Origin of the sequence: Streptococcus cristatus AS 1.3089 (assembly GCF_000385925.1) — a bacterium.
Classification (GTDB): Bacteria; Bacillota; Bacilli; order Lactobacillales; family Streptococcaceae; genus Streptococcus; species Streptococcus cristatus_B.
The window spans coordinates 1,175,027-1,198,273 of record NC_021175.1 but is presented as its reverse complement, the minus strand read 5'-3'; the positions used below and the strand labels follow the sequence as shown (position 1 = coordinate 1,198,273).

Genomic DNA, 23,247 nt, shown 5'->3' with positions numbered 1-23,247 from the left:
TGTTAGGATTGAGTAGTTATTCAATTTTGAGTTGACAAGGCAATGTAAGATTGCAAGTTAATTCAGAAAGTTAAGTGACGATAGCCTAGGAGATACACCTGTACCCATGCCGAACACAGAAGTTAAGCCCTAGAACGCCGGAAGTAGTTGGGGGTTGCCCCCTGTGAGATATGGAAGTCGCTTAGCAAGATAGGAAGTGTTAGTACTTCCTTTTTGGGAGTTTAGCTCAGCTGGGAGAGCATCTGCCTTACAAGCAGAGGGTCAGCGGTTCGATCCCGTTAACTCCCATATAGGTCCCGTAGTGTAGCGGTTATCACGTCGCCCTGTCACGGCGAAGATCGCGGGTTCGATTCCCGTCGGGACCGTTGAAATTGTTTAACAGTTTCAATAGATAGACTCGTTAGCTCAGTTGGTAGAGCATTTGACTTTTAATCAAAGGGTCACTGGTTCGAGCCCAGTACGGGTCATAAGCGCGGGTTTGGCGGAATTGGCAGACGCACCAGATTTAGGATCTGGCGCTTTAGGGCGTGGGGGTTCAAGTCCCTTAACCCGCATAGGAATATAAATGAGCCGGCTTAGCTCAGTTGGTAGAGCATCTGATTTGTAATCAGAGGGTCGCGTGTTCAAGTCATGTACCCGGCCATTTTTTTGGATAGAGATGCGAACGTAGTTCAGTGGTAGAACACCACCTTGCCAAGGTGGGGGTCGCGGGTTCGAATCCCGTCGTTCGCTTTGAGGCCGGGGTGGCGGAACTGGCAGACGCACAGGACTTAAAATCCTGCGATTGGTAACGATCGTACCGGTTCGATTCCGGTCCTCGGCATAGCGTATATGCGACAGGGCACCCTTAGCTCAACTGGATAGAGTACCTGACTACGAATCAGGCGGTTAGAGGTTCGACTCCTCTAGGGTGCATGAAGGGAACTGAGGTCATATGACTCTGTTTCTACTTATGATCGGGAAGTAGCTCAGCTTGGTAGAGTACTTGGTTTGGGACCAAGGTGTCGCAGGTTCGAATCCTGTCTTCCCGATATATTGTTGGTTTAGAATTTTCTAATCATTACTGTATTTAAATAACGGCTGGAGCCGTTTTTTTGTTTTGCTACTAACGATCCAGAACGATTTTAGCCTTTGGAAATAGTTTTCTGGCAATATCGTAATATTGTCTAAACATGTTCATGGTAATGACTTTGACTTGTTTTTGGACTTGTCTGGAATAGCGCAGAAAGTGATTGCGATCTGGAATCAAAATCCTGCGCAATGAAGCACATCTTTATCTGCCGATTGAAACAGTCACTTTCCTGACTGTTTCCACATCCTAGCTCATGTGTTCTGGAAGGTAGTTGAGGTTCGTTTTAAACTCGAATTCTTTCAACTTACGAATGACGGTAGAAGTGGAGACAGCCAAGCTTTCAGAGAGGCCTGCCATAGAAAGTCTCTCCATCAATTTTTGAGCGATTTTCTGCTTGACGATGGTTTCGATTTGGTGGTTCTTCTTAACTAAGGACGTCTCAAGGACGTCTCAGCGACAGCCTTTTTTCTACAGATTTTACAGCGAAAACACCGTTTCTTTAAGCGAATCAGCGTTTTATATCCCGCACACTCTAAATAGGGAATTTTTGATTCTTTCTGGAAGTCATATTTAGCCATTTCTCCTTGACGGTGAGGGCATTTAGGTGCGGGATAATCTAGCTTGGCGAAGATTTCTTTATGAGTTCCCGAGTCCTTGTAATCTAGAATGATGATATTTTTGTCTTTAATTTTGAGTAGGTTTATGATAAAATTTAGCTGTCCCATAAGATTCTTTCTAATGATGGTTTGGTCGCTTTTCATTATAGGTCTTATGGGTTTTTTCTATAATAAAAGTGGCTCCATAATCCATACAGTGGTGTTACCCACTACAGAAATTATAGAGCCGATTTTCTTAGGTAAATAATTATAAGACAGTAGAAAGTTATGTCTACTGTCTTATTTTATGCACTTATATTTTTATGGGCAATAAGATAATCTCCTGTCCTAATCAATTGATGTGTGGCGACTCATTATTAGTCTAGGAGTTACCTACGTGTGACTATTGACTTGATTGAATTTTCACTCGATTTTTTGTATACTAATATGAGGATAATCATTTATAGATGGGAGATTGTTATATGTTAAAGCAAGATTGGCTCGAATATTTTGAAGCTGTGAATGGACGTTCAGCGACGGATGCAGAAATTGCTCAAGCTTTCCTAGCTGGTGAGTTTGTGGAACCTGAGGTGGCAAGTGCACATCAAGTTGGAAATGGAGCTGCTTCAACCATGGCAGGAACTGCACAAGCACAAGGAGTGGCTTCGAACGGAGAATACTATGCACAGCAGCAAAATATTTTTCAGGAACAGAATGTACAAGCCCCGTTCGCTCAGCCAACTGGGCAGCAATATCAAGAGCTTCCTCAGCAACAGCAAAACCTAAATCAATTTGCTAATCAAGCACAATCATTTGCTCAACAGGGATATCCTTATCAACAGCCAAATGGTGGGCAACCTAACCAGTTTATTGCTCAGCCTCAATCTTCTGGTCCGCAAGGCTTCAATCAGCAAGCTTATCAAAATAATCCGCAAGGCCAGTTCAATGTGCAGAATTTCCAGCAAGGTCCACAGGCCTACTATAGTCAGCAACAGCCGGCGCAACCAAGTGAATTTTCTAAAACAATGAAAGGTTTCTGGGCTTGGCTTGTTTCTGCTTGGAAGTCGCCAACTTCAGAAGTTGAAAGTAGCAAATTAAATGGCTATCTTTCTCTAGGATTGACTGTTTTCTTTGCAGCTATTGTGGTGAATTATAATTTTTATAATATTATTTCTTCGGTCAGTTTTGGCTTTTACAGTGGTCCGACTTTTGATTTTAGACTTTTCTTGGTCTCACTGATAGCGGCAGCCCTCGTTCTTTTCTCCATTATTTTAGGAGGCTTTGCTGTAAAACGCATGGTCTATAAGGATGGAAGCTTTAGCTTTAATAAGGCATTTGACTGGTATGGTCGACTCTATGCGATTGTCTTACCTTTTGTAGCTCTTTCTGCTTTATTTAGTTTATTAGGAATTATGTCTGTATCCCTCTTCCTAGCATGGATCGGCTTGGTCTTAATTGGAGTCGGAGCAACCTTTGCTTTGATTTATTCAAAATCTAGCACGTCAATGGATCCTTTTTATAAATATTTACTGGCAATTATTGTCAATGGTGTGATTACATTTATCTTTACTTTCATCGCTTTCTCATTGTTGATGAGTCTTATGATGATGTAAGGTTTTAGGAGGTGATTTATGACAACGAAAGAAAAGTGGGTTGAGCTTTTTGAGCAGGTTATTGGTAGGAAGCCAACCGCAGATGAATTTTTAGAAGGAAAACGTTCTGATTTTGATCCCAGAAAGATTATTTCTATTGCAGCTCCAGCAGGACAAGGTAACGATGGGGCAGCTGAAGAGAAGCAAAGCTCGGTGACTCAGGAACAAAATTTGGAGCAAGAGGAGCCAGCCCTAGAGTTTTACAAAGAAGAATCTGTTGTGCATTCTCCTAAAGAAGAAAAGCAAGAGATTTCAGAATCGGATCAATACCAAGAGCAACGGGAAAATTGGCTGCAAGCTTTCGAGATGAATATTGGTAGAAAGCCGACTAAAGAGGAATTTTTAGAAGCACGAAATCAAGGTTTTATTAATTTGCCTGTTCGCTCTGAATTATTGGATTCGGAATTGCCACAGAAAGCAATAAAAAAAGCAGAAAAAAGAATGTCGAAGAAGAAAGCCATGCTGATTGCTTTTCCTCTTATTTTGCTTTCTGTTTTGGTGGTAACCTTTTTATATATGAGCTCCGTGACAGGTGTTAAAGTAGTGACGGATGATTTCGCAAAAGCAGTTACGAAAAAGGATTATGATGGAATTGCAAACCTTCTCTCTACGAATTCAGATAAGTGGACACGCGCAGATGCGAGGGCTTTAGTCGAACACTTAGAAAGTCAAGAAATCAATATTGAGACTGAGCTGGACAACATTGCTAAGTCGAAGGGAAAATCAGCCTATATTGATGACAATCAGAATAAACTTTTAGGTGTGACTGAAAAAAGCAAAAAATTTGGGATTTTTCAGGAATATCAAATAGTGGCCTATCCTGTAGAGGTGAAGGTTAACACGAACTTAGACAATGCGAGCATCAAAGCAGGAGATAAGAAAAGCCTTCCTTTGAGTAAGAATGCTGAAACGAATATTGGCAAATATCATTTTATCAAGCAGGAATTCACCCTTAAAGGTAAGACGGAAGTTGGGGAAATTGAGAGTAAGATACAGCTTGATTTAGCAACTGCTAAGAATAATGAAATTAAATTGGATCTTAAGTCTGAAAAGAAACGATTGAAGATTACTATGCCAGCAGAAGCTTCAAATGCAACGGACCTTAAAATTGTTGTAAATGGCAAGGAAATTGGTAGTAGTTTGGAAACAGATATTCAAGTTGTACCACATCAAGAACTGGAAGTTTATGCTAAGTTTGTTGTTGCTGGTAGCACTTTTGTAACCAACAAGGAAAGTATTGTTGTCAAAGGAGACACGCTTGATCTTGTATTATCTTTACCAAAAGAAGTGACAGATAAGATCAAAGAAAAGGATGAAGAAACTAAAAAGCTAGAAGCTAACAAGGCAAAAATCACTAATTTTCTTAGCGAATATCGCACGGCTGTTTTCAGATCGGTCTCTAATCGTTCTAATTATTATGCTCAATATTATGATACTTCTAGTCCAGCATACAAAGAGATGGTTGAGTGGACTACAGGTGGCGGTGTCAAGAAGGCGAAAATTGATTATTACGATCCAGGAGCTTTGGATATCCGTGAAGTGAGAGAGGAGAACGGCTCCTATATTGTGACGACTTATGAAGACTATACAGTTCACTATATTGATAGTACTCCAAATAGTGTCAATCGAAAAAATAAAACTTACTATTTGAAGCCGACCGGAAATTCCTTTGCAATCTATAATATTGAAGTTTCAGAAAGTTAGTGGAATACAATGAAATATAATAAACTTATTTTTCTAGCAATGGCAGTCTTGGTTTTAAGTGCTTGCTCAGCAGCCAAAGACAAGACTGAAAGTAGTACAAACAAGCAGGCAAGTAGCTCAAAGGTATCTGTTGAAAAAAAGGAGGCTGAAAAAGACCGGTCATCTAGCCAAGATACAAGGAGTGAATCGGATAGTGCGGAGTCTAAGAAGGAGCAAAAGCAGGACGTAACTGTCGATAAAAATGTTTCTTACAACGGAAGCTATTATAGCGTTCAAGGGAAATATGACGAAATAGTCATCGCCAATAAACACTATCCATTATCAGCTGATTACAATCCAGGTGAGGATCCGACTGCTAAAGCAGAACTACTTAAGTTAATCGCAGATATGCAGTCCAAAGGTTATCCTATCAGCAACCAATATAGCGGCTTTCGTAGCTATCAAACTCAGGTCGGCCTTTATCAAAGTTATGTGAATCGAGATGGACAAGCTGCGGCTGATCGTTATTCGGCAAGACCGGGCTACAGCGAGCACCAAACTGGTTTAGCGTTTGATCTGATTGATAGTAGCGGCAATCTGGTTGAAGAAGCTGGAGCTAGTCAGTGGCTCTTGGACAATGCCTATAAATATGGTTTTGTAGTACGCTATCCTGTTGGCAAGGAGGCTTCTACTGGCTATGTGCCTGAAAGTTGGCATCTACGCTATGTAGGAAAAGAGGCCAAGGAAATTTCCGAATCTGGTCTCACACTGGAAGAGTATTATCATTTTACAGGTGGTAATTATGTCCAGTAAAATCTAATTGCAGACTCAGCGTCTACCTTATTCTCAAAAGTTAGAAGCTACATATCTCATTTTAAAAATGGAGTTGAGTTGCTGGATGATTAGAAAAATGCATAGTAAAACCAGTCCTCGTTTTTTGGGGACTGGTTTTTTGTTTTGTTGATGCTAAGGCATAACTCATAAGATGATCAGAACTCGAGTTGACTCTGGTTCTATTCTTTTATAATTTCAATCTTTTCGATTTTAATATCTGTTTTGGGTTTATCTTTATCGCCAGTTTCTGTGGCAGCGATTTTATCTACTACGTCCATGCCTTCAATGACTTGACCAAAGACAGTATAGCCGCCGTCAAGACTTGGGTTTCCGCCGTTTTTGTAAGCTTCAATGATTTTAGCTGGGAAGGTGTCGGTCGGTAATTGTTTAGATAAGTCTTTCTTGCTTTGGTTGATGAAAAATTGACTACCGTTGGTGTCTTTTCCAGCATTGGCCATGGCCAATGCACCGCGCAAGTTGTAGAGGTAAGGGGAATATTCATTCTTGAAGCCATTTCCTGAGTCGATAGACTTATTTTTGCCTTTCCAGATGGATTCGCCGCCCGTGCCATTTCCTTTAGGATCGCCTGTCTGAATCATGAAATCGTTGATAACGCGGTGGAAAATCACCCCATCATAATAGCCTTCCTTGGCATGTGTCAGAAAATTTTCGACCGCTAAAGGAGCGTATTTGGGAAATAGTTTGAGACGAATATCTCCTTGGGTTGTAATAATTTTGACTTCAGCCTCGTCTTCGGCAACTTCTGTAGATAGCTGTGGGAAGTTGGCATTCTCGTTTGTCATGGCATCCTTGTATTGCTCACGGAGCTTCTGAATTTCAGCTGCCTCAGAGCTGGTATCGGTAGCGTTGGTAGTAGAAGACTGCGTAGGAGTGCTAGATGACTTGGTAGTAGAATCTTCTTTAGCGGAGCAGCCTGCCAGAGCAAGTGCGGATAAAAGAACTAAAAAGAATGATTTTTTCATAAGGAACCTTTCTGAGCATAAGTTTATGCACTATTGTTATTTTACTATAAGTGCTTTAGTTTTTCAAACTTTCTTGCGTCAGAAATTCCAAGAGCAGGGATTTGAGGCTTTCTGGGCGCAGATTGTGGCTGTAAATATCCTGCAAGCTGAGCCATTTGGGCTGGTAAATATTTTGGGGACTACTGCGCTGGGCTTCCTCGCCTTGTATGAGTGGAGTCTCGACCGTACATAGTTCAGCGTAAAAATAATACTCCTCTTTGCCCTGATTATTAAGGGAAAAAGCTGTGCATAGCTGGTCGGCAGAAAAGCTAAGATCGACTTCTTCTTTCATTTCCCGTAAGGCAGCCTCTAAAGGCTTTTCTCCAGGCTCGATAGTTCCACCGGGAATCACGAAATACTCTTGTCCGTCCTTCCAGCGGTGAATCAGCAAAATCTTGTCCAAGAAAGGATTGTAAATAATCACACCTGCTCGCATGGTTTTCTCCTTTTCGATGCTTTTCTTCTACTTAGTCTAGCAAAAATAACTAAGGATTACCAATCTCAAGCTATGGAAACATTTTCTGGAAAATTTTGCTTACGAGACAAAGATATTTATGCTAGCATGAATGTAATTCATCAGAAATGGAGTGTTTATGCCGAGAAATTTTAAAGAAGCTATCTTCTTCACCTTGCTTATGTGTATTCTTATGACCTTGGGGATGTACGATTGGAATCTCTTTTTACTAGGCCATTTTCCTTTAGGAAATTTAGCTGCTGACTATCTATCTGGTTTTATAACGGCCTTTTTATTAGATGTTCTTTTAGTAGGAGCCTTGGTCAAAGGACTGTTCTTCCACTTTTTGAAAGACTATCACAAGCGCTGGCAAAATATTGGGGTGCATCCTTGTTAGTGGAACGTTATTTGGGAGCTTGGGGAACAAATTTTATCATGGCTTTTCCGATCAACTTTCTGCTGGTTGGTTCGCTCTCGCATTTTATCCTAGGACGTATCCAGAAACCTTTCCCTGATTAAGAAAAAGTCGAAGATTTTGAGGACGATAGTGAAGTTCCGACAATTATTCGAGGAAAAATTATGGTAAAATAAGATGAGAATCATTGCTTTCGTTTGATAAAAATTTGTCGTTCGTTTGAAGGAGGCTTGATTATGGCAAGACGTTTAACAAGAAGTGCTGATGATAAAATCATTGCGGGAGTTTGCTCCGGCCTAGCTCGGTATTTTAATATAGATCCGGTTATCATTCGTGTCTTCTGGGGAGTCTCCTTTTTCGCTTATGGGATTGGACTTCTTCCCTACCTCATTTTCTGGTTGATTTTGCCAGAAGAATAAAGCAGAAACTAGTTGCAAAAGGCAGCTAGTTTTCTCTTTAGAAGATCTTAAAATATGGTATAATGAAAGTTATGGCAAATAAGAAAAATACAAAAAATGGTCGGACTACAAGACGGCCGACAAAAGCGGAATTAGAAAGACAGAAAGCGATTCGACGGATGATAGTCACCTTTGTTTTGGCTATTGCTTTGTTGTTTGCTGCTTTGAAGCTGGGCGCTTTTGGCGTCACCATTTATAATTTAATTCGAGTTCTGGTAGGGAGTCTGGCTTATGTGGCGATTCTAGCGGCCTTGTTTTATCTCTTTTTCTTTAAGTGGCTGCACAAACATGAGGGGAAGATTTCAGGCTTTATCAGCTTTTTCTTAGGACTAAGCTTAATCTTTCAAGCCTATTTTGTTCATGTTTTGCATTTGAAAGGGCAGGTTTTATCCACAACGCTTACGCGAGTCCTAACAGATTTGATGGCCTTTAAAGTGACCTCATTTGCTGGTGGGGGGCTGATTGGGGCGGCTCTTTATGCTCCGATTTCTTTTCTCTTTTCAAATATCGGTTCTTATTTTATCGGGCTGCTCCTGATTTTGCTAGGGGGTCTGCTCATGAGTCCATGGTCGCTTTATGATCTTGCTGAGAAATTTAGCGTGGCTTTCCAAAATTGGAGGGAAAAAGAGGAAGAAAAGCGTCATCTCCGTTTTCTTGAGCAGGAGGAGAAAGCTGCACAGGCAGCTATGCAAGCCATTGAGGTAGAGCAGGCAGGAGCTGAAGTGGATCCTGAAACGGGAGAGATTCTAGATGCCGAGGATTTGTCCTATTCGCCTATGGACTTTGACGAGGCGGACTATGCTGAAGAGGGAAACTATAATCCTCATGAACCGCTAGATTTTGGCCACGAAGAGGAAATAGAAGAAGCAGAGGCGGACGTAGAGGTAGATTTTACGACCAAAGAAAGTCTGGACTATAAGCTGCCGACCATCAATCTCTTTGCGCCTGATAAGCCTAAAAATCAGTCCAAAGAAAAGCGAATTGTCCGAGAAAACATCAAGATTTTGGAAGAAACATTTGCTAGCTTTGGGATTAAGGTTACTGTCGAGCGAGCTGAAATCGGGCCCTCTGTCACCAAGTACGAGGTTAAACCCGCTGTCGGCGTTCGGGTCAATCGGATCTCCAATCTGGCGGATGACTTGGCTCTAGCCTTGGCTGCCAAGGATGTGCGGATTGAAGCGCCGATTCCTGGGAAATCTCTTGTCGGGATTGAAGTACCCAACTCTGAAATTGCGACCGTGACCTTCCGAGAACTTTGGGAGCAGTCTAAGACCGATGCTAGTAAACTCCTAGAAATCCCACTCGGTAAAGCCGTTAACGGATCTGTCCGTTCCTTTGACTTGGCTAAGATGCCCCACCTCTTGGTGGCTGGCTCTACTGGCTCTGGTAAATCTGTGGCTGTCAACGGCATTATTGCCAGCATTCTCATGAAGGCCAGACCTGATGAAGTCAAGTTTATGATGGTGGACCCTAAGATGGTGGAGCTATCTGTTTATAACGACATTCCCCACTTGCTCATCCCTGTCGTGACCAATCCTCGCAAGGCCAGCCGCGCCCTGCAGAAGGTCGTAGACGAGATGGAAAACCGCTATGAACTCTTCTCTAAGGTTGGTGCTCGTAATATTGCTGGCTACAATGCTAAAGTAGCCGAGTACAATGCTCAGTCAGAATACAAGCAGGTTCCCCTACCTTTAATCGTCGTCATCGTGGACGAGCTGGCAGACCTTATGATGGTGGCCAGCAAGGAAGTGGAAGACGCTATTATTCGTTTGGGACAAAAAGCGCGTGCGGCTGGGATTCACATGATTCTGGCTACCCAGCGGCCATCTGTAGATGTTATCTCGGGCTTGATCAAGGCCAATGTGCCGTCTCGGATTGCCTTTGCTGTGTCCAGCGGGACAGACAGTCGGACCATTCTGGATGAAAATGGAGCAGAAAAGCTCTTGGGTAGAGGAGACATGCTCTTTAAGCCGATTGATGAAAACCATCCAGTTCGTTTGCAGGGCTCCTTTATCTCAGATGAGGACGTGGAGCGTATCGTAGCCTTTGTCAAGAACCAAGCTGAAGCTGACTATGACGATAGCTTTGATCCTGGCGAAGTTTCTGAAAACGATATTGAGTCTGGCGGAGGCGACGATGAAGGCGATCCCCTCTTTGAGGAAGCTAAGGCCTTGGTCATTGAGACTCAGAAAGCCAGCGCGTCTATGATCCAGCGGCGACTCTCGGTCGGCTTTAATCGGGCTACTCGTCTCATGGAAGAACTGGAAGCAGCTGGCGTTATCGGACCAGCCGAGGGAACCAAGCCGAGAAAAGTTTTGCAGACAAGTTAAACATTTTCCCGAGCAGTCGGTCAACAAGGATAATATCCTGTAAATAAAAATCTGCCAGCAGTTTGCCAGCAGATTTTCTCTACTAAAGAATGAAAGGAAAAAGTTATGAAACTAGATAGCATTCACCATATTGCGATTATTGGCCATGATTATGCCAAAACTAAGACCTTTTATGTGGACAAGTTGGGCTTTGACATGCTGGATGAGCGCCATCGACCCGACAAGCAGGACATTCTCTTTAATGTCCGCAAGGGAAATCTGACGCTGGAAATTTTCATCAAGGAAGAGGCTCCCAAGCGGCCAGCCTTGCCAGCTCCAGAGCATACTGGATTGCGGCATCTGGCTTTCCGAGTGACAGATGTCGAAGAAACGCTAGCGGAATTTGACCGTTTGGAGATTCCTCATACCGAGCTGCGCTATGACGACTTTGATGGCCGTAAGATGGCTTTCTTCTTTGATCCCGATGGCCTGCCTCTAGAGATTCATGAATAAGACTAGGAGACTCGGAGGGACTTCGTTTCTTAGCAGAAGAATAAGTCATAAGATTTACATATGAAAAACCCATCGGCTATGACCGATGGGTTTTGGTTTACATTATAAAAAGAGGGCGATGACCATGGCTAGGTACATAAAGAAGGTTAAGATAAAACCAGCTCGCCAGAAGAATTTAAAGAACTTGGGATAGTAGAAAGTCCGTTTTTTCCTGAGAAAATAGGCTGTGATAGCGATAGACAGGCCAGACAAGACGAATAATAGGTGGGGTAAAAGACTATGGTAGAAGGCTTTGTCTGAAATGATATACAACTCTATAGCAAAAAAAGGGAAAGCCAAATCTGCAAAATTCAAGCCAAATTTTCTTAGCCTGAAGACCTTCACCGCGATAATCGATAAGATAAGTGTTAAAAAGATAAATAATACAGAAGCAATTTTTAATAATATCATACAACCATTTTACCATAAAAATGAGAAAAGACGAGAATTTTTTCTTGCATTTTAGAAAGATTAGTGTATAATAGAAAAGTATGCAAAAAGCATACTTGTGGGAGGTAAAAATCTCTAATTACCGCCAAAACCACAAAGGAGGATTTAAAAATGGCTAAAAAAGTCGAAAAACTTGTAAAATTGCAAATCCCTGCTGGTAAAGCTACACCAGCTCCACCGGTTGGTCCTGCGCTTGGTCAAGCCGGTATCAACATCATGGGATTCACTAAAGAGTTCAACGCTCGTACAGCTGACCAAGCTGGTATGATCATCCCAGTTGTTATCTCTGTATATGAAGATAAATCATTTACCTTCGTAACCAAAACTCCACCAGCTGCAGTTCTTTTGAAGAAAGCTGCCGGTGTTGAAAAGGGATCAGGTACACCAAACAAAACAAAAGTAGCAACAGTTACTCGTACGCAAGTGCAAGAAATTGCTGAAACTAAGATGCCAGATTTGAACGCTGCAAACGTAGAGTCTGCAATGCGTATGATTGAAGGTACTGCTCGTTCTATGGGATTCACTGTTGTTGACTAATCAATAACTCATTCCCATTTGCCCGCATTACACTTGATCAGATTGACGAGTGACGTGGGAGATGAAAATCGATTGAACCACTTACAAGGAGAAAGATAAAATGGCTAAAAAAAGCAAACAACTTCGTGCTGCTCTTGAGAAAATCGACAGCACAAAAGCGTACAGCGTAGAAGAAGCTGTAGCACTTGCAAAAGAAACTAACTTTGCAAAATTCGACGCAACTGTAGAAGTTGCTTACAACTTGAACATCGACGTTAAAAAAGCTGACCAACAAATCCGTGGCGCAATGGTATTGCCACACGGTACTGGTAAAACTTCACGCGTTCTTGTTTTCGCACGTGGTGCTAAAGCTGAAGAAGCAAAAGCTGCTGGTGCAGACTTCGTTGGTGAAGATGACCTTGTTGCTAAAATCAACGATGGTTGGTTGGACTTCGACGTAGTTATCGCTACACCTGACATGATGGCTCTTGTAGGTCGCCTTGGACGTGTCCTTGGACCTCGTAACTTGATGCCAAACCCTAAAACTGGTACTGTAACAATGGACGTTGCAAAAGCAGTTGAAGAGTCTAAAGGTGGTAAGATTACTTACCGTGCAGACCGTGCAGGTAACGTACAAGCTGTCATTGGTAAAGTTTCATTTGATGCTGAAAAATTGGTTGAAAACTTCAAAGCTTTCAACGATACAATCCAAAAAGCAAAACCAGCTACAGCAAAAGGAACTTACGTAACAAACTTGTCTATTACAACAACTCAAGGTCCTGGTATCAAAGTTGATGTAAACTCACTTTAAGAATATAAATTGAGAGTGGGACAAAAGTCCGACCTCAAATATAAAAAGCGAACAAAACTAGTTTTCTGGTAAACAGAATTCTGCTTTGTTCGCTTTTCGCATTTAATTATAGATTTGAAGGGCTTAATAATTGAGATTTTTAAAAATTGAAATATTTTTGTCCCAAACTCCTCAATTGTCTTTGGATTGTCGAGCAAGACGCAGTAGTTGAGTGGACTCTACTAGGCTGATTTCATCAGCTTTTACAGCCCTACTCAACTGTGCGGAGGTGGGACGACGAAATCGAATTCTAACGAATTACCGATTTCTGTCCCATTATTTTTGGGGCAAAATGTGGTGAAGACGGTTACAAAATCTTTAAAACATGTTATAATATTACGGATCTATTTATTTTATATTCAAAGGAGATGATATGATGAAAAAAGATCATAACCAGCTGACGTGGCTGATGGTATCCTTGATTGCCTTTAACATGGTTTGGGGTCTGGGAAACGTAGTTAATAACTACTCCCAACAGGGGATTTCAGTTGTTGTTTCTTGGATTCTTATCCTAGCCATTTACTTTATTCCTTATGCTTTGATTGTAGGGCAGTTGGGATCGACCTTCAAGGAAAGTGGCGGCGGTGTTAGTGCATGGGTTGAAAAGACTTCTACTAAGCGCTTGGCTTATTTTGCAGCTTGGACTTACTGGGTCGTACATATCCCCTATCTGGCTCAAAAGCCGCAAGGGGTTTTGATTCCTTTAGGTTGGGCTATCCAAGGCAATGGTGATTTTTTGAGCAGCTTGGATTTCCATTGGATTGTTATTCTTAGCTTGCTGATTTTCGGAGCCTTCCTCTATTTGTCCACCAAGGGGCTGTCCACACTTAAGGTGATTGGAGGCTTGGCCGGAAGTGCCATGCTGATTATGTCCTTCCTCTTTGTTCTCTTAGCGGTTGGCGCGCCTTTTATCAAGCCGGACATGCAGTTTGCGACGACTAATATGGACAAACTCAGCACTTATATTCCTAATTTTGATTTTTCATATTTTACGACTATTTCGCTCTTGGTCTTTGCAGTCGGTGGGGCTGAGAAAATCTCGCCTTACGTTAATCAGACTCGCAATCCAGCCAAGGAATTTCCAAAAGGAATGATCATCATGGCCATCATGGTTGGCGCATCTGCTATTCTAGGCTCTCTAGCTATGGGTATGCTTTTTGACGGCAGCAATATTCCTGAAGACTTGATGCGCAATGGTGCCTATCAAGCCTTCCAAATGCTGGGTAACTACTGGGGTGTGGGCAATGTGCTAGTCGTTATCTATGCCCTGACCAATATGGTCGGACAGATCGCGGCCTTAGCTTTCTCTATTGATGCCCCTCTACAAATCTTGCTCAATAATGCTGATGAAGAATTTGTTCCGAGCTGGCTACGCAAGCGGACATCAAAAGGTGTGTTGATTAACGGTTACATCTTGACAGGGATTTTGGTCAGCTTCTTGATTATCCTGCCTATCTTTGGAATCAAAGAAATTGATGGCCTAGTTAAATGGATGACTAATCTTAATTCGATAGTTATGCCCATGCGTTATCTCTGGGTATTTGTGGCTTACATGCTGCTCAATAAAGCTTGGAAGAAGTACAAAGATGCAGAGTACAAGTTTACCAAAAATCCAAAAGTTGGCTTTGCTATCGGAGCTTGGTGCTTCCTCTTTACAGCCTTTGCTTGTATTTTAGGAATGGTTCCTAAGGTAGACTACGCAGCGGATCCAGCAGGTTGGCGCTTTTCTCTGATGACAAATATCTTGACGCCGATTGTCTTGATTAGTTTGGGAGTCATCTTGCCTATTTTGGCTAAGCGTGAGAAAAGACAGTCGCTTAAGCAATAGTGACAATCGCCAATATCCTTAAATGTATAAATCTTCCAGAGAGTGGGACAGAAATCAGTAATTCGTTAGAATTAGATTTCGTCGTCCCACCTCCGCACAGTTGAGTAGGGCTGTAAAAGCTGATGAAATCAGCGTAGTAGAGCCCACTCAACCACTGCGTCTTGCTCGACAATCCCAAAGACAATTGAGAGGCTAGGACTTTTGTCCCAGCCTCGATTTTTATAAAAAATTTCTTGTTCTTTTACAGGAAATAAAAATGATAAGGCAAGCCTTTCTTCTGGAGAGGTTTCATAAGAGATGATCCTTGTATAGAAGGTTAAGGTTGGATGATTATTTTGAAGGTTCAGCTTTGACTTCTATTGCAAAGCTGCAATTTTTCTCAAGAAAATGTCCTTCTGCTTTTGAGAAATGCCCATAATTGTGGTAAAATAAGTGGAATAAATATTATTAAAAACGAAGAGGTTCATCATGTTAAAATTTTAGTTTTCGGTCATCAAAATCCTGATTCAGATGCAATCGGGTCTTCTTATGCTTTTGCTTACCTAGCGCGTGAAGCTTACGGTTTGGATACAGAAGTAGTAGCACTTGGAACGCCAAATGAAGAAACAGCTTTTGTCTTAGATTATTTTGGAGTAGAAGCACCGCGCGTGATCACATCTGCTAAGGCAGAAGGGGCTGAGCAAGTCATCTTGACTGACCACAACGAATTCCAACAGTCTGTTTCAGATATTGCTGAAGTGGAAGTTTATGGCGTTGTGGATCACCACCGTGTAGCCAACTTTGAGACTGCGAGCCCGCTTTACATGCGTCTGGAGCCAGTTGGATCAGCTTCTTCTATCGTTTACCGTATGTTCAAGGAGCACGGTGTGGCAGTTCCAAAAGAAATCGCAGGTCTTATGTTGTCAGGTTTGATTTCTGATACTCTTCTTTTGAAATCACCAACAACTCATCCATCTGACAAAGCTATTGCACCAGAATTGGCTGAATTGGCGGGTGTTAACTTGGAAGAATATGGTCTGGCTATGCTTAAGGCTGGTACAAACTTGGCAAGCAAATCTGCTGAAGAATTGATCGACATTGACGCCAAGACTTTTGAACTCAACGGAAACAATGTCCGTGTAGCCCAAGTCAACACTGTTGATATTGCTGAAGTCTTGGAACGCCAAGCAGAAATCGAAGCAGCAATGCAAGCAGCTATTTCGGAAAATGGTTATTCTGACTTTGTTTTGATGATTACAGATATCGTGAATTCAAACTCAGAAATCCTTGCAATCGGTGCTAATATGGACAAGGTAGAAGCAGCCTTCAACTTTAAACTTGAAAACAATCATGCTTTCTTGGCTGGTGCCGTTTCACGTAAGAAACAAGTGGTTCCTCAGTTGACAGAAAGTTTTAATGCTTAATTTCCTGAGTAACAGCTCAAAATAGGAAACACTTGTTTTCCGCACATGTAAAGGAGTTTCGGCTCCTTTTTTGATAGACGATAGAAATGAAGATTCAAGATTTACAAAATGGTGATCTGCTGTTCACAGTCGGGCAATCGGGTATGGCAGCAGCAATTCGGACAGCTACAGGCTCTTATAGTCATGTGGGCATCTTCTTTGATGGAGAGATTTACCATGCGACGCAGGACAAGGGAGTGAGCCATCAGCCCTTGAGCCAGTTTTTGGAAGAAGAGGACATCTATCATGTCTTTGCTTATCCAGAGATAGATGCCTCTGCCGCCTTTAAATAAGCTAAGTCCCATCTGGGCAAGCTTTATAATGCTAGTTTCTATCCTGAGAGCGAGGGCTTTTACTGCTCGGAATATATCGCTAGGATTTTGCCGATTTTTGAGACCATTCCCATGCAGTTTGCTGATGGTGAAAATGCTGTTTCTGCATTTTGGCAGGCTTATTATGAGGACTTGGGCGTGGCTGTACCCGTAGGGCAGCCTGGTACCAATCCCAGTCAGTTGGCTCAGTCAGCCAAGCTCATTTATAAAGGAGAGCTCCATGATTAAAATTATCAATCCGACTCGGCTGACGCGACAGCCCTTATTTGAAAAACTAATCACTTATCTGGATCAGCATAATGATGTGATTTTAAGAGAAATTAAACGCGAATTTGCGGGCTTTCCCAATCTAGATCGCTTCATAGAGGAATGTATCAAGGCGGGCTATATTCGGCGGGAAAATAAGCGCTATTATCAGCAGCTTCCACTTTTGGACAATCTAAAAAATCTAACTTTGGATCAGGAAATCTTTATTCGAGATGATGGTTCGATCTATCAGGAATTTCTGGATTTGCGCTTTGAAACCCTGCTTACCAATCAAACAAATACGGCTATTTTACTGGAAAAGACCGATTTTCAGAGAGATAAACTGACCTTGTCCAATTATTTCTATAAAATGCAGCATCAGTATCCGCTGTCTGAGGAACAGAAGCCTCTCTATGCTGTCTTGGGAGATGTGAATCCAGAGTATGCCCTCAAGTATATGACGACTTTCCTCCTCAAGTATGTCCGCAAGGATGAGCTCATGCAGAAGCGTCGTGATATTTTTGTTGATAGTCTGGTGATTTTAGGCTATATTCGTCAGAATGAGGCTGGCAAGTATGAGTTGCAGGCTAGCTTTGACAAGGAGCGTCTAGTGTTCCAATTGGACTGATATGTTGGCAATGAGCAAAATAATTGACCTTTGCCTTGAAAAGTCTTAGACTAATGTAAACGGTATCAAATACCGAAAAAGAATGGAGGCAGATTTATGTCACTAGAAGATAAACTCAATCAAGCCAAAGGCGCTCTTAAAGAAGGCCTTGGCAAAGTCACTGGCGATAGCAAGACAGAAGCAGAAGGTGCGGTCGAAAAAACAGTTGCTAAAGCTAAGGAAGTTGTAGAAGATGCAAAAGGAGCTGTCGAGGGAGCAGTAGAAGGTTTGAAAAACTCCTTCAAGAAAGAAGAAGACTAAAACCAGAGGCTGGGATAATCGTATCTCAGCCTTGCTTCTTTCCTCCCTGTTTTCGAATGAGGGAAAATTAGATAAACTCCCCTGTCATTTTGCCATATTCTGTGCTATAGTAATATATAGAATCTGGGAAAGGAATATGGATGACAATGTTGAAAAAAATCTATCCCGAGCAACCACTGGAGAACCTTAGATGGTTTGATATGTTGATTTTAGCTGCCATTATGTTTGGCCAATTTATTTACTCCTCAACAGTAAATTGGCTCACCACGGTCAGCTCTGCGGGACAAGCAATCGTACCTAGACCTGAAGATGAAAGTTTGGCTTTACTGAGCAATTTGAAATTGCAAGTTTTCTTGCTGGTGCTGGCTCTGCTCTATCTAGGTATCCGTCATTATGATTTCAAACAGCTGAAACTACGCTTGTCTTGGTCCATTCTGTGGGCGCCCTTAATTTTTGCAGTTGTCGGTCTGACTTCTGATGTAATAGCGGCCTTAGTCGGTTCCTATAATTATTTTGACTTAGAAATCTTGCAGCATATCGACTGGACCTTTGTCGAAGTTTTTCGCAAACTCGCTGCCTTGGGACCTGTCGTCATTCTTTATTCTCTCTTCAATGGGGTCTATGAGGAATTCTTTTTCTTGGGATTGCTCACATCAGTAAAAGAAGAGAGCAAATGGTGGGTTTTAGCCTTTTCAACGCTGGTTCGCTTTTCTGTCCATACCTATCAGGGGCTAGTCTCTGCTTTTCTGATTGGCGTGGTCTTCGGTCTGTTCTATTATTTCTTTTATAAATACAAGGTTAAAAACTTGCTGCCTTTCTTTTTGGCACATGCCTTTGCGGATATGGTAGGCAGCAGCTTGCTCTATGTCTTAGTAATGTGGAATGGATAATATAGAGTGGGACAGAAATCGCTAATTCGTTAGAATTCGATTTCGTCGTCCCACCTCCGCATAGTTGAGTAGGGTTGTAAAAGCTGATGAAATCAGCGTAATAGAACCCACTCAACCACTGCGTCTTGATCGACAATCCAAAGCCAATTGAGGAGTTTGGGACAAAAGTCCAACCTCAAATATAAAAAGCGAACAAAACTAGTTTTCTGGTAATCAGAATTCTGCTTTGTTCGCTTTTTGCATTTAATTATAGGTTTGAAGGGATTAATAATTAAGATTGTTAAAAATTGAAATCTTTTTGTCCCAGATTCCTATATGTATTTTTCTGCTAGTGCATAATCACCGGGATAAGGAACCTTTTGGTCATTGATGATTTGGTAAGCATCCGCTCCCTTGCCAGCAAGGATGACTGCATCGCCTTCAGCACTAGTCAGGCTGAGGGCTTTTTTGATCGCTTCCTCGCGGTCAGCAATCATGTCCACCTCAAAGGAGATGTAGCTAGCAATTTCTCTTGCGATAGCAATCGGATCTTCACGATTTGGATCATCTGCGGTCAAAATAACTTTGATTTCAGGATGCTGGTTGAGTAGGAGACCAAAGTCCTTGCGTCGACTTTCTCCCTTATTTCCAGTAGCTCCTAGTACAAGAACGGTCTGCCCTTTTTGATGTTCTTGTACGACGGACAGCAACTTAGCCAAACTGTCGCCATTGTGGGCATAGTCCACGAAGACCTTGGCACCGTTTGACTGGGTCAAGACCTCCATGCGCCCCGGCACTCGTGTCTGGGCAATACCAGCTTGAATATCTTTCAAAGAAGCTCCAAGTCTTAGGCAGGCTAGGCCAGTAGCGATGGCATTTTCTTGATTGAAGCGACCAATCAGCTGGATATCGTAGGAACCCGCCAACTTTCCTTGCGCTTCAAAGGAGAAGGCTTGCGATTGCTGAATATTGTTGACGGAGTCTGCTCCATAGAAATCGTGTTCCATAGAAGCGACTTGCTCTTTTACGATTTGGAAATGGTCCATGCCGCTATTGACGACAACAGCTCGGCTATTGTCCATCAAGAGTCGTTTGTGGTAGAAGTAGTCTTCAAAAGTAGGATGCTCAATCGGTCCGATGTGGTCAGGGCTGATATTGAGGAAGACACCTACATCAAAGGTCAGGCCGTAGACCCGCTTTTTAAGATAGGCCTGGCTGGAGACTTCCATTATGAGATGGGTAAGACCATTGGCTACAGCTTGAGCCATCATCTCAAAGAGGTCTAAACTTTCAGGAGTTGTCAAGGTTGATTTAAAGAAAGTTTCACCGTCTAGAGTGGTGTTCATAGTAGAAAGCAGGGCTGGTCTGTGGCTTTGTTTTAAAATATTATAAGCGAAATAAGCCGATGTGGTCTTGCCCTTGGTACCAGTGAAGGCCAAAAGTTTGAGTTTTTGCTCTGGATGACCGTAAAATTCCATGGCAATGAGACTCATAGCTTGTTTAATATCATTGACCAAGAGTACTGGAATGCCGACTTCGAAGTCAGTCTCACTCAGGTAAAACTCTAGTCCAGCTGCTACAGCCTTTTCTAAAAATTCCCGCTTGAAATGCTCACCCTTGACAAAGAAGAGAGTTCTGCTATCTGCTTTGCGACTATCATAGCTAATCTTGTCAAAGGACAAGCCTTGATAGTTGAAGTAATAGTCTCCATCAGCGATGATTTCACGAAAATTTTGGTCTTTTTTTAAAATATCTAGTATTGTTTCAATTTTTATCATATCTCTATTGTAAACCGAAAGGCTATGTTTTACAAGAGGCAAGGAAAAGTTTATAATAAAAGAAGAACAAATAGAAGAGGTTTTCTATGAGCCAAGAAACAACAAGCCAGCAGCAGAAAATGCTAAGGGGCACTGCCTGGCTGACTGCTAGTAATTTTATCAGCCGCCTTCTCGGAGCTGTTTATATCATCCCTTGGTATATCTGGATGGGCCAGCATGGGGCGGAAGCGAATGGTCTCTTTACTATGGGGTACAATATCTATGCTTGGTTCCTTTTGGTTTCCACAGCAGGAGTGCCGGTGGCTGTGGCCAAGCAAGTTGCTAAGTATAATACGATTGACAAGGAGGAACACAGCTTTGCTCTCATTCGAGAGTTCCTCAAGTTCATGCTGGTATTGGGATTGATCTTTGCAGTCATCATGTACTTGATGGCACCGGTTTTTGCCTCAATGTCTGGTGGCGGGGCTGACTTGATTCCAGTCATGCAGAGTTTGTCTTGGGCTGTGCTCATTTTCCCGTCCATGAGTGTCATACGAGGCTTTTTCCAAGGGTTTAACAATCTGAAACCGTATGCCATCAGCCAGATTTCGGAGCAGGTGATTCGGGTGATCTGGATGCTGCTGACAGCTTATTTCATTATGAAAATTGGTTCAGGCGACTATGTTGAGGCTGTGACCCAGTCTACTTTTGCCGCCTTTGTCGGGATGCTGGCAAGTATGCTCGTTTTACTTTTCTATCTAGCAAAGACGGGTATGCTCCGCTCTATCTTGAAAAAGCCAAAAAAATCTGCGGGAATTAGTAGCCGCTCCCTCCTTTGGGATACTATACGAGAAGCTATTCCCTTCATCATTACAGGCTCTGCCATTCAGCTTTTCCAGATCATTGACCAAGCGACCTTTATCAATATCATGACCCAGATTAGCGATTATACGAAATCAGAGCTCCTAGTGCAATTCGCTTACTTCTCAGCTAATCCGAATAAAATCACCATGATTTTAATTGCGGTAGCGACTTCTATCGGTGGTGTCGGCATCCCTCTCTTGACTGAAAATTATGTCAAGGGTGACTTTCGCTCAGGTGCTCGCCTAGTGCAAGATAATCTTAGCATGTTGCTCTTCTTTATCTTTCCGACAACGGTGGGAGCGGTTATGGTAGCCAGTCCACTTTATACCATTTTTTATGGTAAGCCCGATAGTCTGGCCTTGGGACTCTTCATCTGCGCCATGTTGCAAACCATCATTCTCAGCACTTATACAGTTCTGGCTCCGATGATTCAGGCCCTGTTCCAAAATAAGAAGGCCATTCTTTATTTCTTTTACGGAGTCCTTGTCAAGCTCAGTCTGCAGGTACCGATGATTAATCTCTTCCATGCTTATGGCCCCTTGATTTCAACCACTGTCGGCCTCCTGTTGCCCATCTTCTTCATGTTCCGAGAAATCCGCAGGGTTGTTAGTCTGAATCCAAAGAACCTTTTGAAGCGTATGCTCTTGAGTATGATTCTCACGATGGTCATGGTGATGTTAGTTCTTCTGGTCGAGTATCTATTGAGTTTCTTCCTACAACCAACTAATCGCATGAACAGCTTTATCTATGTTGCGGCTGTTGGAGGAGTAGGAATGATCGTCTACATCCTACTTTCCCTCAAGGTTCGTCTCATAGACCGTTTTATCGGACAGAAAGCAGACAGTTTGCGCCAACGCTTGAGAATGAAATAAGAAATGAAGAGTCGTTCAGCGGCTCTTTTTTCGCGAATTGTTACTCTATAGTTTCAGACTATAGCTGGCTCTTGAAAAGAAAAAAGCTCATGATTTTCTTAAGATGTTACAATAGAAAGGTAAAATATTTTAAAAAATGAGGAACGGTTAGATGGAGAAAGAACGGAAATTAAATACTTTGTTGGCTCAAGCGGGAGTCAAGACAGATCAAACAACGGGTGCTTTAACCACCCCCCTGCATTTTTCGACGACCTACCAGCATCCAGAGTTTGGCCAGTCCACAGGATATGACTATACTCGGACCAAGAATCCAACGCGGGTTAGCTTGGAAGAGACTCTGGCTGCTATCGAAAGTGCAGATTACGCCTTAGCGACTAGCTCAGGTATGTCGGCTATTGTGCTGGCCTTTAGTGCTTTTCCGGTCGGCAGTAAGGTCTTGGCTGTTCGGGATCTTTATGGCGGCTCTTTCCGCTGGTTTGCTCAGGCCGAAGCAGAAGGGCGCTTTGCCTTTATTTATGCTAATACGGAAGAAGACCTTCTGAACAATCTGACAGAGGATATAGATATTGTCTATATCGAGACACCGACTAACCCTCTTATGGTGGAGTTTGATATTGCCCGTATTTCCCAAGCGGCGCACGAGAGAGGAGCAAGGGTCATTGTGGACAATACCTTCTACAGTCCCATCTACCAAAGACCGCTGGAAGATGGAGCGGACCTTGTCCTGCACTCTGCGACCAAGTATCTGGGCGGGCACAATGATGTCTTGGCTGGAGCCATCATGACCAATGACGCTGCTATCTATGACAAGCTTTTCTATAATCTCAATACAACTGGGCCAGTCCTGTCGCCTTTTGATAGCTACATGCTTTTGCGCGGTCTCAAGACCTTGGCTCTCCGCATGGAGCGTTCTACTCAGAATGCACAAGAAGTCGTTGCATTCCTGAAGTCATCTCCTGCGGTAAAAGAGGTGCTCTATCCAGGCAAGGGTGGTATGATTTCCTTTAAAGTTGTGGACGAAGGCAAGATTCCTCATCTCTTAAATAGCCTGAAAGTCTTTACCTTTGCGGAAAGTTTAGGAGGAGTTGAGAGTTTGATTACCTATCCGACGACCCAGACTCACGCAGACATTCCTGTTGAAGTGCGTCATTCTTATGGCTTGACCGATGATTTGCTGCGCCTGTCGATTGGAATTGAGGATAGTCGAGATTTGGTAGACGATTTACGCGCAGCCTTGGAGGACTAA

The 23,247-nt window shown here is 42.6% G+C and carries 21 protein-coding genes, 9 tRNA genes, 1 rRNA gene and 2 pseudogenes; 28 read left to right on the top strand and 5 right to left on the bottom strand.

Going from position 1 to position 23,247, the window contains the following annotated elements; all coding sequences use genetic code 11:
- Positions 1–70: 70 nt before the first annotated feature.
- The 10 genes from rrf (at position 71) to I872_RS05955 (ending at position 1,031) form a co-directional block, all read left to right on the top strand.
- Positions 71–186 (top strand): 5S ribosomal RNA (gene rrf / locus I872_RS06000).
- 29 nt (positions 187–215) lie between these two features.
- Positions 216–288 (top strand) — tRNA-Val (locus I872_RS05995).
- Positions 289–292: 4 nt separating this feature from the next.
- A tRNA-Asp gene (locus tag I872_RS05990) sits at positions 293–365 on the top strand.
- A gap of 29 nt (positions 366–394) precedes the next feature.
- Positions 395–467, top strand: a tRNA-Lys gene (locus I872_RS05985).
- 5 nt (positions 468–472) lie between these two features.
- A tRNA-Leu gene (locus I872_RS05980) sits at positions 473–554 on the top strand.
- Positions 555–569: 15 nt separating this feature from the next.
- Positions 570–642 (top strand) — tRNA-Thr (locus I872_RS05975).
- Between the two features lie 18 nt (positions 643–660).
- Positions 661–732, top strand: a tRNA-Gly gene (locus I872_RS05970).
- A gap of 5 nt (positions 733–737) precedes the next feature.
- Positions 738–823 (top strand) — tRNA-Leu (locus tag I872_RS05965).
- A gap of 18 nt (positions 824–841) precedes the next feature.
- Positions 842–915, top strand: a tRNA-Arg gene (locus I872_RS05960).
- Between the two features lie 42 nt (positions 916–957).
- Positions 958–1,031: transfer RNA gene (locus I872_RS05955), tRNA-Pro, on the top strand.
- Positions 1,032–1,108: 77 nt separating this feature from the next.
- Here I872_RS05955 and I872_RS05950 read toward each other — a convergent pair.
- Positions 1,109–1,797 (bottom strand): annotated as a pseudogene (locus I872_RS05950) (transposase); the annotation flags it as partial.
- A 353-nt stretch (positions 1,798–2,150) separates the two neighbouring features.
- Between I872_RS05950 and I872_RS05945 the strand changes: the two are divergent.
- From I872_RS05945 to ldcB, 3 genes are read left to right on the top strand one after another with little or no spacing between them, the layout of a single operon-like run.
- Positions 2,151–3,281, top strand: coding sequence for a proline-rich domain-containing protein (locus I872_RS05945; RefSeq protein ID WP_015605245.1), 1,131 nt, complete (start codon positions 2,151–2,153; stop codon positions 3,279–3,281).
- 18 nt (positions 3,282–3,299) lie between these two features.
- Positions 3,300–5,024 (top strand): TcaA second domain-containing protein, encoded by a 1,725-nt coding sequence (locus I872_RS05940; protein ID WP_015605244.1) that lies wholly within the window; start codon positions 3,300–3,302, stop codon positions 5,022–5,024.
- Positions 5,025–5,033: 9 nt separating this feature from the next.
- Positions 5,034–5,816, top strand: coding sequence for an LD-carboxypeptidase LdcB/DacB (gene ldcB / locus I872_RS05935; RefSeq protein ID WP_015605243.1), 783 nt, complete (start codon positions 5,034–5,036; stop codon positions 5,814–5,816).
- 200 nt (positions 5,817–6,016) lie between these two features.
- Here ldcB and I872_RS05930 read toward each other — a convergent pair whose 3' ends face one another.
- Both I872_RS05930 and I872_RS05925 read right to left on the bottom strand, forming a co-directional pair.
- Complete coding sequence (locus tag I872_RS05930; protein ID WP_015605242.1) at positions 6,017–6,820, bottom strand: peptidylprolyl isomerase; 804 nt, start codon at positions 6,818–6,820, stop codon at positions 6,017–6,019.
- Between the two features lie 55 nt (positions 6,821–6,875).
- Complete coding sequence (locus tag I872_RS05925) at positions 6,876–7,295, bottom strand: NUDIX hydrolase (RefSeq protein ID WP_015605241.1); 420 nt, start codon at positions 7,293–7,295, stop codon at positions 6,876–6,878.
- A gap of 157 nt (positions 7,296–7,452) precedes the next feature.
- On the opposite strand from I872_RS05925, the gene I872_RS05920 reads away from it, so the two are divergent.
- The 5 genes from I872_RS05920 to gloA2 all read left to right on the top strand — a co-directional run bounded on the left by I872_RS05920 (position 7,453) and on the right by gloA2 (position 11,008).
- Entirely contained in the window at positions 7,453–7,710 is a 258-nt protein-coding gene (locus I872_RS05920) for a hypothetical protein (RefSeq protein ID WP_015605240.1), read from the top strand.
- Between the two features lie 38 nt (positions 7,711–7,748).
- A complete protein-coding gene (locus I872_RS12535) occupies positions 7,749–7,832 on the top strand; it encodes a hypothetical protein (protein WP_473965409.1) in 84 nt (27 codons plus the stop codon).
- A 132-nt stretch (positions 7,833–7,964) separates the two neighbouring features.
- A complete protein-coding gene (locus tag I872_RS05915) occupies positions 7,965–8,147 on the top strand; it encodes a PspC domain-containing protein (protein WP_015605239.1) in 183 nt (60 codons plus the stop codon).
- A 71-nt stretch (positions 8,148–8,218) separates the two neighbouring features.
- Positions 8,219–10,516 (top strand): DNA translocase FtsK, encoded by a 2,298-nt coding sequence (locus I872_RS05910; protein ID WP_015605238.1) that lies wholly within the window; start codon positions 8,219–8,221, stop codon positions 10,514–10,516.
- A 105-nt stretch (positions 10,517–10,621) separates the two neighbouring features.
- Positions 10,622–11,008 (top strand): SMU1112c/YaeR family gloxylase I-like metalloprotein, encoded by a 387-nt coding sequence (gene gloA2 / locus I872_RS05905; RefSeq protein WP_015605237.1) that lies wholly within the window; start codon positions 10,622–10,624, stop codon positions 11,006–11,008.
- A 102-nt stretch (positions 11,009–11,110) separates the two neighbouring features.
- Here gloA2 and I872_RS10935 read toward each other — a convergent pair whose 3' ends face one another.
- Positions 11,111–11,458 carry a DUF3397 domain-containing protein gene (locus I872_RS10935; protein WP_015605236.1) on the bottom strand — a complete coding sequence of 116 codons (348 nt, stop codon included), beginning with the start codon at positions 11,456–11,458 and terminating at the stop codon, positions 11,111–11,113.
- A gap of 150 nt (positions 11,459–11,608) precedes the next feature.
- Between I872_RS10935 and rplK the strand changes: the two genes are divergently transcribed.
- The 8 genes and pseudogenes from rplK to I872_RS05860 all read left to right on the top strand — a co-directional run bounded on the left by rplK (position 11,609) and on the right by I872_RS05860 (position 18,529).
- Positions 11,609–12,034, top strand: a complete 426-nt coding sequence (gene rplK, locus I872_RS05895; RefSeq protein WP_015605235.1) for a 50S ribosomal protein L11 — start codon at positions 11,609–11,611, stop codon at positions 12,032–12,034.
- A gap of 100 nt (positions 12,035–12,134) precedes the next feature.
- Positions 12,135–12,824: a 50S ribosomal protein L1 gene (gene rplA, locus I872_RS05890; RefSeq protein ID WP_015605234.1), complete on the top strand. Its 690-nt coding sequence runs from the start codon at positions 12,135–12,137 to the stop codon at positions 12,822–12,824.
- A gap of 415 nt (positions 12,825–13,239) precedes the next feature.
- A complete protein-coding gene (locus I872_RS05885; protein ID WP_015605233.1) occupies positions 13,240–14,691 on the top strand; it encodes an APC family permease in 1,452 nt (483 codons plus the stop codon).
- A gap of 446 nt (positions 14,692–15,137) precedes the next feature.
- Positions 15,138–16,094 carry a manganese-dependent inorganic pyrophosphatase gene (locus I872_RS05880; protein WP_041826900.1) on the top strand — a complete coding sequence of 319 codons (957 nt, stop codon included), beginning with the start codon at positions 15,138–15,140 and terminating at the stop codon, positions 16,092–16,094.
- Between the two features lie 86 nt (positions 16,095–16,180).
- Positions 16,181–16,693 (top strand): annotated as a pseudogene (locus I872_RS05875) (YiiX/YebB-like N1pC/P60 family cysteine hydrolase).
- The gene (locus I872_RS05870) at positions 16,686–17,339 is read left to right on the top strand and encodes a DUF1803 domain-containing protein (protein WP_015605231.1); all 654 of its coding nucleotides are present in this window, start codon (positions 16,686–16,688) and stop codon (positions 17,337–17,339) included. Before I872_RS05875 ends, I872_RS05870 begins: the two are co-directional and overlap by 8 nt.
- A gap of 96 nt (positions 17,340–17,435) precedes the next feature.
- Complete coding sequence (locus I872_RS05865) at positions 17,436–17,639, top strand: CsbD family protein (protein ID WP_015605230.1); 204 nt, start codon at positions 17,436–17,438, stop codon at positions 17,637–17,639.
- A 140-nt stretch (positions 17,640–17,779) separates the two neighbouring features.
- Complete coding sequence (locus I872_RS05860; RefSeq protein ID WP_041826808.1) at positions 17,780–18,529, top strand: CPBP family intramembrane glutamic endopeptidase; 750 nt, start codon at positions 17,780–17,782, stop codon at positions 18,527–18,529.
- A gap of 311 nt (positions 18,530–18,840) precedes the next feature.
- Here the strand turns inward: I872_RS05860 and I872_RS05855 are convergent, their stop codons facing one another.
- A complete protein-coding gene (locus I872_RS05855) occupies positions 18,841–20,286 on the bottom strand; it encodes a UDP-N-acetylmuramoyl-L-alanyl-D-glutamate--L-lysine ligase (RefSeq protein WP_015605228.1) in 1,446 nt (481 codons plus the stop codon).
- A gap of 86 nt (positions 20,287–20,372) precedes the next feature.
- Between I872_RS05855 and I872_RS05850 the strand changes: the two genes are divergently transcribed.
- Together I872_RS05850 and I872_RS05845 are read left to right on the top strand one after the other, a co-directional pair.
- Positions 20,373–22,001 carry a putative polysaccharide biosynthesis protein gene (locus tag I872_RS05850; RefSeq protein WP_015605227.1) on the top strand — a complete coding sequence of 543 codons (1,629 nt, stop codon included), beginning with the start codon at positions 20,373–20,375 and terminating at the stop codon, positions 21,999–22,001.
- A 151-nt stretch (positions 22,002–22,152) separates the two neighbouring features.
- Entirely contained in the window at positions 22,153–23,247 is a 1,095-nt protein-coding gene (locus I872_RS05845) for a cystathionine gamma-synthase (protein ID WP_015605226.1), read from the top strand.